This window comes from Kitasatospora sp. NPDC056446 (genome assembly GCF_042796115.1).
Classification (GTDB): Bacteria; Actinomycetota; Actinomycetes; order Streptomycetales; family Streptomycetaceae; genus Kitasatospora.
On the sequence record NZ_JBHTRF010000015.1, the window covers coordinates 56,583 to 67,351 of the forward strand.

At 75.4% G+C, this 10,769-nt stretch carries 10 protein-coding genes; 3 read left to right on the plus strand and 7 right to left on the minus strand.

What is annotated here, in order from left to right:
- The first annotated feature begins 9 nt into the window (after positions 1-9).
- From ACFQ6N_RS12155 to paaI, 3 genes are all read left to right on the plus strand, one after another.
- A complete protein-coding gene (locus ACFQ6N_RS12155) occupies positions 10-468 on the plus strand; it encodes a pyridoxamine 5'-phosphate oxidase family protein (RefSeq protein WP_380648713.1) in 459 nt (152 codons plus the stop codon).
- Positions 469-717: 249 nt separating this feature from the next.
- A complete protein-coding gene (locus ACFQ6N_RS12160; RefSeq protein ID WP_380648714.1) occupies positions 718-1,134 on the plus strand; it encodes a hypothetical protein in 417 nt (138 codons plus the stop codon).
- Between the two features lie 136 nt (positions 1,135-1,270).
- Positions 1,271-1,681, plus strand: coding sequence for a hydroxyphenylacetyl-CoA thioesterase PaaI (paaI, locus tag ACFQ6N_RS12165; protein ID WP_380648715.1), 411 nt, complete (start codon positions 1,271-1,273; stop codon positions 1,679-1,681).
- Between the two features lie 22 nt (positions 1,682-1,703).
- On the opposite strand, the gene ACFQ6N_RS12170 is transcribed toward paaI, so the two are convergent.
- From ACFQ6N_RS12170 to ACFQ6N_RS12200, 7 genes are read right to left on the minus strand one after another with little or no spacing between them, the layout of a single operon-like run.
- Positions 1,704-2,963: a phenylacetate--CoA ligase family protein gene (locus ACFQ6N_RS12170; RefSeq protein WP_380648716.1), complete on the minus strand. Its 1,260-nt coding sequence runs from the start codon at positions 2,961-2,963 to the stop codon at positions 1,704-1,706.
- Positions 2,964-2,999: 36 nt separating this feature from the next.
- Positions 3,000-3,932 (minus strand): SDR family NAD(P)-dependent oxidoreductase, encoded by a 933-nt coding sequence (locus ACFQ6N_RS12175; RefSeq protein ID WP_380648717.1) that lies wholly within the window; start codon positions 3,930-3,932, stop codon positions 3,000-3,002.
- Positions 3,929-5,266: an MFS transporter gene (locus ACFQ6N_RS12180; RefSeq protein WP_380648719.1), complete on the minus strand. Its 1,338-nt coding sequence runs from the start codon at positions 5,264-5,266 to the stop codon at positions 3,929-3,931. The genes ACFQ6N_RS12175 and ACFQ6N_RS12180 overlap by 4 nt, the downstream gene beginning before the upstream one ends.
- Positions 5,263-6,501 (minus strand): AMP-binding protein, encoded by a 1,239-nt coding sequence (locus tag ACFQ6N_RS12185; RefSeq protein WP_380648720.1) that lies wholly within the window; start codon positions 6,499-6,501, stop codon positions 5,263-5,265. Before ACFQ6N_RS12185 ends, ACFQ6N_RS12180 begins: the two co-directional genes overlap by 4 nt.
- Positions 6,498-7,595 carry a RimK family alpha-L-glutamate ligase gene (locus tag ACFQ6N_RS12190; protein ID WP_380648721.1) on the minus strand — a complete coding sequence of 366 codons (1,098 nt, stop codon included), beginning with the start codon at positions 7,593-7,595 and terminating at the stop codon, positions 6,498-6,500. Before ACFQ6N_RS12190 ends, ACFQ6N_RS12185 begins: the two co-directional genes overlap by 4 nt.
- Complete coding sequence (locus ACFQ6N_RS12195) at positions 7,592-9,025, minus strand: KamA family radical SAM protein (protein WP_380648723.1); 1,434 nt, start codon at positions 9,023-9,025, stop codon at positions 7,592-7,594. Before ACFQ6N_RS12195 ends, ACFQ6N_RS12190 begins: the two co-directional genes overlap by 4 nt.
- Positions 9,026-9,034: 9 nt before the next feature.
- On the minus strand, positions 9,035-10,741 hold the full coding sequence (locus tag ACFQ6N_RS12200; RefSeq protein ID WP_380648724.1) for a class I adenylate-forming enzyme family protein: 1,707 nt from the start codon (positions 10,739-10,741) through the stop codon (positions 9,035-9,037).
- Between the last annotated feature and the right edge of the window lie 28 nt (positions 10,742-10,769).

The following is a 10,769-nucleotide window of genomic DNA, read 5'->3' on the forward strand; positions in this document are numbered from 1 at the left end:
ATCGCTCGCATGAACCGCGATCACGTCCCGTCCCCCCGGCCCTCCTCGTCCGCCGGGCCCGCCTCCTCCGGCCGGCCCCGACTGTCCGTCCGGTCCGAGCCGGCCGTCCCGGCCGAGCTGCCCGGGCTCCGCGAACTCGACCGGAAGCGGGCCATGGAGCTGCTGGGCCGGGCCGCCGTCGGACGGGTCGTCTACACCGTCGACGCCCTCCCGGCCGTGCTGCCGGTGCCGTTCCGGCTGGTGCCCGGCGGCGTGCTGGTCTCCGCGCCCGCCGACTCCGAACTGGCCCGGGCGGTCGACGGCGCCGTGATCGCCTTCGAGGCCGACGAGGTGGACGGGCGGGACGGCTCCGGCTGGTTCGTCACCGTCCTCGGCCGCGCCCAGGTCCGCCCCGCCACCGCGACCGCCCCCGACGCGGTACGGATCCGGATCCGCCCGGAGCTGGTGATCGGCCGCTGCCTGGTGTGACCGGGGCCCGCTGAGGCCCGCCGGAGCCCGCCGTTCACCGCCCCGGCCCCGGCGCCCCGGCCCCCGGCACGGCGGGCCGCCGCCGGAGGAAGGGCCCTACGGTGAACAGCGGGTGGCCGGGGCGTCCTTTCGGCCCGGCCGCGCCGTGCGGCGGCCGGACGCCATTGCCAGGCACCGGCGGTCCCCGGTAGACGGGAGGCTCCGAGCGCGCCGGGCCCCGGCGCGGAACCTCCGAGTACCGGGAGTGCCATGAACGCCCTGAGACTGCTCGCCGCCCCCGCCGCCGCCCTCGCCCTGACCCTGGGTGCCGCCCCCGCCGCCCCCGCGGCCCCCGCCACCACGACCACCACGACCGCCACCGTCCTCGTCGTCAACGACACCATCGGGCCCGTCCAGGCACACCAAGGGGACACCGTGCAGGTCGAGTTGACCGCCTGGCGCGACTACACGGTGACCTGGTACTGGTACGCGGTGGGCACGACCGCGCCCGCCGTCCTGACGCAGACCGCGGGCAGCGCCGATGCCGACGGCGACGCCCACGGCACCTTCACCGCGGCGGCCGCCGGGACGAGCTCCATCACCGCCATCGGCCGCTGCGTGCCGGACCGGGGCGCGGTCTGCCCGCCGTGGGTGATCAACTGGAACATCCCCGTCACGGTGTCCTGACCGGGCGCCGGCCGCCGGCGGGCCGGTGACGGCCCCGCCTCCGGCCGCCGGTCACGGGTCGCCTGCCGCGGGCCCGTGACCGGAAGGCGGCCGTCCCCTACGCTGGGCCGGACACCGCCGACGGAGGGACCGCGCCGTGCCCGACCCCGTGATCGCCGCCCTGTACGAGCGCGACGAGACCAGCCGGACGCTGGGCATCGCCCTGGAGGACGTGTCCGCCGGCCGCGCCGTGATGCGGATGACGGTGGCCCCGACGATGGTGAACGGCCACGGCACGGCGCACGGCGGCTTCCTCTTCCTGCTGGCCGACGCCGCCTTCTCGTACGCCTGCAACAGCCACGGCCCGGTGACCGTCGCCCAGGCCGCGCAGGTGGCCTTCCTGGCCCCGGCGGCCGTCGGGGACGAACTGGTCGCCGAGGCGGTGGAGCGTTCGAGGGCCGGACGCCAGGGGATCTACGACGTGACGGTGCGCCGGGCGGACGGCGCGGTGATCGCCGAGTTCCGCGGGCAGAGCGTCGTCATCGGCGGCCGGCCGCAGCCGGGCTGAGCCGGGCCGAGGCCGGGGGCGGCTACTCGGGCACGCGCTCGTCCAGGACCTGGCGGAGCTTGCCGGTCCGGGGGTTGGTGGCGAGTTCGGCGCGCGGCACCCACTCCACCGCGAGGTGGTGCAGGTTGCCGACGGTGACCTCCGAGGGGTAGAGCGGCATGGCCGCGTACACGGCCTCGACCAGTCGGCCGGCGAGCTCGGCGGGCGGCGGCGGCCCGATGTGGCCGAGCCGCAGGATCAGCCCGTCCCGGCCGTCCCAGCGCCGCTGCACCAGCTGCATCCCGGCGATGTGCCGGTCCGGGTCGGCGGCGACCAGGACGGCCCGGACCTCCTCGGTGGGCAGTGAGACGGTGGCGACCCGGGCGCCCTCGGAGGTGCGGCCGAGCAGGCGGAAGCGGCGGCACCCGTCGTCCGTCCACTCGGCGCGGTCGCCGGTCGGGTAGCGCAGGATCGGCATCAGGGTGCGGAACAGGTTGGTGACCACGACGCGGCCGGGCGTGCCCGGGACGGTGACCGCCTCGCCGGTGACCTCGTCGAGCAGTTCCACCACCGTGCGGTCGGCGAAGGCCTCGTGCACCCGGACGTCGTCCCCGGGGACGGGCGCGCCCACCAGCCCGGCGTCGTTGGAGGCGTAGCCGACCGAGGCGACGGCCGCCCGGGGGAAGGCCCGGGAGAGCAGCGGCCGCAGGTCGGCGAAGAGCAGGTCGCCGCCGAACAGCAGCAGTTCCACGCCCTCGGCGCGCTCCCCGCGCGCGATCAGGCACTCGGCGACGGCGCTGAGCTTCATCGGCTCGCCGGCCAGGACGTGCACGCCGAAGCCGCTGATCAGGTCGGCGATGTACGGGTCCGGGGCGGCGCCGCCGACGCCGAGGCGGACGTTGTCCACCGGCGCGTGGTGCAGGGCGTTCTCGATGTAGAGGAAGCCGCCGTAGAGCTCGCCGGCCGTGAACAGGTTGGCCACCCGGTGCCCGGGCCGCAGGCCGGCCCGGACCAGCCCGGCGCCGAAGGCGGTCACCGAGTCGGCGTGCTCGGCGCGGGTCCACGGCGAGAACTTGGGGACGCCGGTGGTGCCACCGGTCTTGTAGACGCCGGCGTCGGTGAGCGGGCCGGTCAGCACCCGGTTGTCGGGCCAGGTGTTGGCGGCCCAGAAGGCGGCCTGGTCGATCACGGGCAGCAGGTCGAGCCGGTCGACGGCCTCGGGCAGGCCGCGGTAGAGCTCGGCGTAGAACGGTGAGTTGGCGCGGGCGAACCGGATCAGCTCGGCCAGGGGCTTCGCGGGCATGGCGGGACTCCGTCGGTCAGGTGGGGGCAGGAGGGGTCAGGAGGCGGATGGGGGCTGCCCGAGCCAGGTCCGGGCGAGGGTCTGGACGGCGGAGCCGTCGGTGTCGGCGAGCTTGGCGGCCAGGTACCGGGCGGCCCACTCGCCGGCCGGCACCCGGAACGGCGGTCGCGGCTCGCGCAGGGTCCGGACCACGACCTCGGCGACCTCCCGGGCCGGTCGGCCGACCGACTCCCAGCCCTGGCCGCCGACCCAGTCCAGGTAGCCGGCGAAGGTGGGCGCGTACGGGCCGGAGGCGGCGGCCAGGGTGGTCCGGTCGACGTCCGGGAAGATCCCGAACCGGGTGTCCGGGACGAAGCCGGGCACCACCACGGACACCCGGACGCCGTGGGCCTCGGCGACCGGGGCGAGCGCCTCCATGAACCCCTCGACGGCGAACTTGGCCGCGCAGTAGGCCTCGTTGAACGGCTGGCCGATCACGCCGTGCACGCTGCCCACGGTCAGCAGCCGGCCGCCCGAGGCGCGCAGCAGCGGCATCGCGGCCCGGCTGACCGCGGCGACGCCGAAGAAGTTGACGTCCAGGTTGGCGCGCAGCGCCGCGTCGGTGGACATCTCCAGGGTCGGGTCGGAGTTGGACACGCCCGCGTTGTTGACGACCGCGTCGAGCCGCCCGTACGTCCGCCGCACGGCGGCCAGGCAGTCGGTGACCGAGGCAGCGTCGGTGACGTCCAGCCGGCGGACGTCCACGGTGACCCCGGCGGCCCCGGCGGCGGCCCGCAGCGCGTCGGCCCGGGCGGGCTCGCGCAGCGTCGCCACCGTGGTGTACCCGGCCCGGGCCGCGGCGACGGCGGTGGCCAGGCCGATGCCGGAGGAGGTGCCGGTGATCAGCAGGACCCGGCCGGCCGGGTCGGCGAGCCCGCCGGGCCGGTCGGTCTCGCGGTGTTCGTCAACAGAGCGATGCCGGTCGTTCATGCGGCGCCCTCCGTCGGTGCCCCGGCGGCCGGTGCCCCCGCCGCGCCGGCCCGTTCGCGCGTGGCCGCGTCCAGCAGCGGCTGGAGGCCGAGGGCGGGCAGGAAGGAGCAGGCGGCGAGCAGGGTGCCGCCGGCCATCACCACCCGGGCGGCGTCCAGGATCCCGAGCGGTCCGGTGAGCAGCGAGACGGCCAGGCCGCCGACCAGCGCGGCGAGCGGGATCACCCCCCAGGTGACGGTCCGGAAGGCCGCGTGCATCACGCCCTGGTCGTGCTCGGACATCCGGGACTGCCGGGTCGGGGCGCTGCACACGTTGATGCAGGACATGAAGAAGCCGTAGCAGCCCATGGTCACCGCGATCACCGGTCCGGCGGGCAGTGCGGGCGCGGCGAGCACGCCCAGGCCGACCAGGCAGTGCAGCAGCAGCGACCAGGCCATCGTCCGGCCCAGGCCGAACCGTCGGGAGAGCCGGGGCGCGACCAGGGCCCCGGCCAGCGCGCCGACCGCCGCGACCGACATGGCCGCGCCGAAGACGCCGACCCGCACGCCCAGGCCGCGGTATGCCAGGACGGGCAGCACGGTGACGAACACCGGCCCGCCGGAGTTGAGGACGACGGCGGCCAGCACCACCCGGCGCAGCACCGGGTCGGCCCAGTTGAGCCGGAAGCCCCGGGTCAGCCGCTCCCGGATCGAGCCCTGTCCGACCGTCCGCTCGCCCCAGGGGCGCATCGACCGGAAGCAGGCCGCCGAGACCAGGTAGCTGGCCGCGTCGACCAGCAGCGCGGCCACGCCCAGCGCGCTGTAGAGGGCGGCGGCGACGGACGGTCCGGCGACCTCGGCGACGGATCCGCTGCCCTCCAGCCGGGAGTAGGCGCGGACCATGCCGTCCTCGGGCACCACGGCGGGGACGGCGACCAGGTAGCCGACGTTGAAGAAGATCGTCGCTCCGCTGATCACGGCCACGCAGCCGAACAGCAGCGGGGTGGAGAGCGCGTCCAGCGCGTACGCCAGCGGGATCGCCGCGACCGCGACCAGCCGGACCAGGTCGCAGACGAGCATGGTGCGGCGCTTGTCCCAGCGGTCGACCAGCACCCCGGCGACCGGCCCGAGCAGCGGGATGCCGAGGTACTGGGCCATCGCCACCACGCCGACCTGGAGGGCGGAGGCGTGCAGCACGAAGATCATCAGGGTCGGCACGACGAACACGGTGACCTTGTCGCCGACCAGGCTGACGGTCTGTCCGGCCCAGAAGAGGGAGAAGCCCCGGCCGAGCGGTGCCGGGCGGGCCGCGTCCCCCGTCGTCGGGCGGTCGGCCGGGGCGGTGTCCGCCGTCACGACTCCTCCCGGAGGACCAGGGCCGGCGTCTTCCCGGTGCGGCTGTTGCCGACCAGTTCGGCCACCGGGCGGACCCGGAAGGAGCCCGGGTCGTGCTGGAAGGCGGTGCTGAGGGTGAAGGTGGCCGCGAACAGCTCCTGGCGCAGCTTCTCGACGTCCGGTGCCCCGTCGGGGACCGGGCCCGGTGTTCCGGTGAGCACCAGCAGCTCCAGGCCGGTGGCCCGGCCGCCCCGCTCGGTGAGCACCACCTGGGCCCGGGCCACGCCGGGCTCGCGCTCGGCCCGGGCGATCAGCTCGTCCACGTCCAGCCCGAGGCCGCGCACCTGGACGACGCTGTCGCGCCGCCCCCGGACCCGCATCGCGGGCTCCGGCCGGCCGCACTCGCAGACGGTCAACCCGCCGGCGTCGCCGGTGCGGTAGCGCAGGACCGGGTTGAGCATCTCGGGGTCGAGGGTGGTGAAGTCGAGCAGGCCGTCGGCGTCGGCGTGCACCAGCTGGTGCGGCAGCGGGTGGAAGACGTCCGCCGGGCAGTCGGGGGTGTTGGTGCCCACCACCCAGGTCTCGGTGCTGCCGAACATGCCCCAGCGCCGCGCCCCCGGGGCCACCGCGGCCAGGTCCTGCTCCAGTTGCGGCTGCCAGGCCTCGCCGAGCCAGAGCACCTTGCGCAGCGCCGGGAGCCGGAGCCCGGCGGCCCGGGCGTGCGCGAACCAGAGCCGCAGCACGCTGGGGGTGCCGCCGATCGCCGTCACCCGGCGGGCGGCCAGGAACGCCAGCCAGTCGCCGTACTCCTCCTGCGGGACCGAGCCGAGCGCGATGATTTGGCAGCCGGACAGGTCGGCGAGCGCGGCGGCCAGGAAGTGCGCGCCCCACATCCGCCCGGCGCCCCAGGCGTTGACGAAGACGTCCGTCCGGTCGAGCGGCTGCCAGTGGGCGTGCACGCCGGCCATGTAGAAGCCGGTGGGGGCGTAGCCGACCTGGGGGGCGCCGGTGCTGCCGCCGCTCTGGAACAGCCAGGTGGCGGACTGCTCGGCGGCCGGTTCCAGGTGGGCGAGGGCGGAGTTGAGGCCGTCCTTGGCCAGCGGCGGGAGTTCGGCGAGCCGGTCGAGGGTGTCCGCGCCGAGGTGGCCGGGGTAGCGGTCGGCCAGTCCGGGGACGCCGCGCAGCCGTTCCAGGGTGCGTCGGGCCACGTGCAGCCGGGGCGCGGCGGCCTCGGGGGACAGCGAGAAGGCGGTCATCGGGGGTCCGTCCGGTGGTCGGGAGCGGCGGCGGAGACGGGGGAGGGGGCCGGTGCGGGGGCCGGCCGCGCGGGGGCCGGTGTTTCGAGGGTGAGCGGGCGGGCGCCGTCGGCGAGCCACCTGGAGTGGCCGTCCCGGTAGGCGGCGAAGCGGGCGCGGGTGACGTCCCGTTGGAGCAGGCGGTCCGGGTCGGCGAAGTCCGGGGCGATCACCCCGTCCGGCTCCAGCTCGGAGAACCAGTACCGCTCGCCGTCGTGGAGGAAGTCGAGGCAGAAGAACGGGATCGGCAGCCGCTCGGCGAACCAGGCGGTGGCGGCGGCGAGTTCGGGCGGCACCGGGGGGAACTCCATGGCGCCGCCGCGGCTGGCGTTGGCGACCGGGGAGCCCGGCTCGGGGATGCGCTTCATCACCGCGTACGGCCGGCCGTCGACCACGTACACCCGGTAGTCGACGGTGCCGTCGCCCAGGTACGGCTGGATCACCAGCGTGGTGTCGCCGCCCTGGGCGAGACTGGCCAGGCCGCGGACGTCCTCCGGGCCGCGGGCCAGGTTGATCCCGCCGCCGCCGCACCAGCCGGACGGCTTGACGATCGCCGGGTACGTCATGCCGCCGAGCGCGACCTCGTAGACGTGCTTGCTGATGTCGCGTCCCGTCCCGATCCGCACGGTCGGGATGGTGGGCACCGGGGAGCCGGCCAGGAACAGCAGGGTGGCCAGCTTGTCGTTGCCGATCAGCGACACCTGCGGCGGGAACGGCAGGTAGAAGCCGGCCTGTTCGAGCACCGCGTAGAGCGCGTACTGGTTGAAGACGTCCATCGACTGGTACGGCAGCGAGTAGAGCGCGGTGATGAACAGGGTGTCCTCGGGGGTGACCGGCTCGTCGTCCACGTACACCCGGGGGCGGCCGGGGCCGGTGGCGTCCACCGTGACCGCGTCCGGGGCGTGCCGGCTCCAGCGCAGCCCGAGGCCGGCGGCGCTCTCGGCGTACAGGTCCCAGAAGAAGCCGTGCCACATCCCGGCCATCCGGGAGGACTCCCGGTCGGGGAAGATCCAGCACATCCGGCGCAGTCCGCCGGCCGGGTCGGGGGTGCTCATCGGGCTCCTCGGGGTGCGTCGGGGGACTCGGCCCACCAGCGGCGGCCGGCCTCGGGGAGGGTGTCCACCGGGTCGTAGTAGGGGTGGCGCCGGTCGAGCGCGTCCTGCGGGCCTTCGGGTCCTTCCGGTCCGTCCGGGCCCGGGGCGACGCCGGTGCGGTAGTTCTTGGTCCAGTACGAGATGCCGCGCTCGCGGTCGTACTCCACCGCCTGGTGCACCCAGCGCTTGCCGACGTGCGGGACGTCGCAGACCAGGCGCGGGGTGGCGTACCCGGGCAGGTAGCCCATGATCGCCTCCTGGAGGTGCTGCGCCCGGTGCAGCGGGGTCCGCCAGTGCTCGGCGCCCGGCACCAGGTCGCAGAGGTAGAAGTAGTACGGCAGGACGTTCGCCTCGCCCTGGAGGGCGAAGCAGAGGTCCAGCAGGTCCTCCGGGGTGTCGTTGACGCCGCGCATCAGCACGCCCTGGTTGCGGACGTCCCGCACCCCCGCGTCCAGCAGGGCCCGGGCCGCCTCGGCGACCAGCGGGGTGACCGACCGGACGTGGTTGGCGTGGGTGTGCACCGCGAGGTTGACGGCGCGCCGGGCGGCGATCCCGGCGACCCGCGCCACGCCCGCCAGGACGCGGGGCTGCAGCCAGTGCTGCGGCAGGCCCACCACGGCCTTGCTGGCGAGGCGGATGTCGCGCACCGAGCCGAGCTCCAGCAGCCGCAGCAGGAAGGACTCCAGGCGCGGCCAGGGCACGTTGGCGACGTCGCCGCCGGAGACCACCACGTCCCGCACCGAGGGGGTGCGCTTGAGGTAGTCGAGCATCTGCTCCTGCCGGTCGGCGGGGCGCAGCAGCAGCCGCGTCTTGGCGACCTGCGGGGTGGAGGTGCCGACCAGGTCCATCCGGGTGCACTGCCCGCAGTACTGCGGGCAGGTGGAGGTCAGCTCGGCCAGCACTTTGGTGGGGTAGCGGTGGGTCAGGCCCTCGACCGCCCACATGTCCGCCTCGTGCAGCGAGTCCCGCTCGGCCTGCGGGTGGCTGGGCCAGCGCGGGTGGCGGTCGGCGCGCACCGGCAGCATGTAGCGGCGCACCGGGTCGGCCAGGAAGGCCTCGGTGAAGGCCGCCGGGTCGGTCGGGGCGTCGGCGGCCATGGTGTTCAGCACCTGCGGCGGCAGCAGCATCGGCATGGTGGCGAAGTAGGCCTGGTCGGCGGCGAGTTCGTCGTAGAAGTGGTCGGTGAGCAGGCCGCCGACGACGGTGCGCAGCCGGCGGGCGGTCTGTACGGAGTGGGCGCGCTGCCACTGGGGGTCGCGCCACTGCGCCTCGGTGACCTGCCGCCAGCCGGGCAGCCGGCGCCAGTCGGGTTCGACCAGCGCCGTCCGGGTGTACTGGTACGGCTGGCGGATCACGGGGCGGTCGACCGGCTGTTCCACGGGCTGTTCCACGGCGGCGGCCTACTGGCCGGTGAGGAGCGTGGCGTAGCGGGTGCGCAGCTCGCGCTTGAGCACCTTGCCGGTCGGGCCGAGCGGGAAGTCCTCCGGGGTCCGGGCGATCCGGACGGCGGCGAGGACGGTCAGCCCGAACGCGCTCAGGGCCCCGTTGGCCGCGGCCAGCACCCCGGCGGCGTCGGCGCCGCTCGCGTCGGCCTGCAACTGCACGACGGCGATGGGCCGTTGGCCCCGGCCGGGGCCCGCGGGGACGCCGACCACCGAGCAGTCCCGGACCAGGTCCGGGCAGTCGGCCAGCAGCACCTCCTCGATCGGCAGGCTGTAGACCGGGCCGTCGACGGTGTCGATGACGTCCACCGTGCGGTCGAGGTGGTGGAAGCGGCCGTCGGCGTCCCGGCGGGCGACGTCCCCGGTGAGCCAGTAGCCGGCCAGCTCGAAGCTCGCCGTCAGCCGTTCGTCGTTCCAGTAGCCGGGGGTCAGCGAGGGGGCGTCGACGGCCAGCAACCCGACCGTGCCGTCCGGGAGTTCGGTGCCGTCGTGGTCCAGCACGGCGGCCTTGCGGACCACCTCCAGCGGCCTGCCGACGCAGCGGTCGTCCCGGGTGCTCTCCGGGGTGGTGACCTGCCCGAACAGGGCCATGCCCATCTCCGAGGAGCCCAGGCCGTCGATGAACTGCGAACCGGGCAGGGCGGGTCGGTCGTCCTGGCGGTCCGGCAGCAGCCAGGGGCTGATCAGCCCGGCGGGCCGCTCCCCGAGGGTGACCAGGCGGCGGATGTGGCCGTGGTGCGCGCTGTCGCCGGTGTTGAACCAGGAGTGCACCGCCGCCGCCCCGCGCACCGGGAGTTCGCCGGTGGCCAGTTCGACGAAGGTGCGCGGGAAGGAGGCGACCATGGTCGGCCGGAAGGCCTCCATCACCGGCTCGACCACGGTGCGCCGCCAGTCCGACATCACCACGGTCGGCAGGCCGAGCAGGACGGCGGTGAGGAAGTAGCTGAGGCCGCCCGCGTGGGTGTGCGGCATCAGCGACATCAGCCGGTCGTACGGCTCGGCGGGGAAACGCAGCATGCGCGGCTGCTTGCCGTCCCAGAACCGGCGGTGCGCCAGCATGGTGGACTTGGGGGTGCCGGTCGTCCCGGAGGAGTGGATCAGCGCCACCACGTCCTCGGCGGCGTGCCGGTACGGGTAGCCGGCGGGCAGCTCGGCACCGGCCGCGTCGAAGGCCCGCACCTCGGCGGCGAGGGCGAGGAAGCGGGGGCGGCTCTGCGGGTCCCGGCGGTAGGCGGCGGCCAGCCGGGTGGTGTCGTCGGCGACCGCGCCGACCACCCCGACGTGGTCCAGGTAGCGGACCATCACGTCGTGCCGCATGGCGTCGTTGACCAGCGCGGGGACGGCGCCCAGCGCGGAGAGCGCGAGGAAGTGCAGCAGCGGTTCCAGGCCCTCGCCGACCACGACGGCGACCGGCTCGCCGGGGCGCACCCCGTTGGCGTGGTACCAGGCGGCGTAGCGGTCGCGCAGGGCGGCCAGGTCGAGCAGGCTGTGGCCGCGCAGCACGACCTCGCCGCGGTGGTCGGTGCGGTGGGTGAAGACGAACGGGACGGACCGGTGCGGGTTGGCCGCGACCGCGTGGTCGAGGAAGTTGCCCGCCCCGAGGCCGGGTTCGGTCATCAGCCGCTCCCGGACGGCGAGGGGCGCGATGGGGCTCTGGTCGCTCATGGCGGTCTCCGGACGTGGGGTGCCGGGC

Excerpts from the sequence above, each read along its gene's own strand:
- ACFQ6N_RS12155 (WP_380648713.1), top strand. The coding sequence starts at position 10 with ATGAACCGCGATCACGTCCCGTCCCCCCGGCCCTCCTCGTCCGCCGGG.
- ACFQ6N_RS12160 (WP_380648714.1), top strand. The coding sequence starts at position 718 with ATGAACGCCCTGAGACTGCTCGCCGCCCCCGCCGCCGCCCTCGCCCTG.
- ACFQ6N_RS12170 (WP_380648716.1), bottom strand. The coding sequence starts at position 2,963 with ATGCCCGCGAAGCCCCTGGCCGAGCTGATCCGGTTCGCCCGCGCCAAC.
- ACFQ6N_RS12175 (WP_380648717.1), bottom strand. The coding sequence starts at position 3,932 with ATGAACGACCGGCATCGCTCTGTTGACGAACACCGCGAGACCGACCGG.
- ACFQ6N_RS12185 (WP_380648720.1), bottom strand. The coding sequence starts at position 6,501 with ATGACCGCCTTCTCGCTGTCCCCCGAGGCCGCCGCGCCCCGGCTGCAC.
- ACFQ6N_RS12190 (WP_380648721.1), bottom strand. The coding sequence starts at position 7,595 with ATGAGCACCCCCGACCCGGCCGGCGGACTGCGCCGGATGTGCTGGATC.
- ACFQ6N_RS12200 (WP_380648724.1), bottom strand. The coding sequence starts at position 10,741 with ATGAGCGACCAGAGCCCCATCGCGCCCCTCGCCGTCCGGGAGCGGCTG.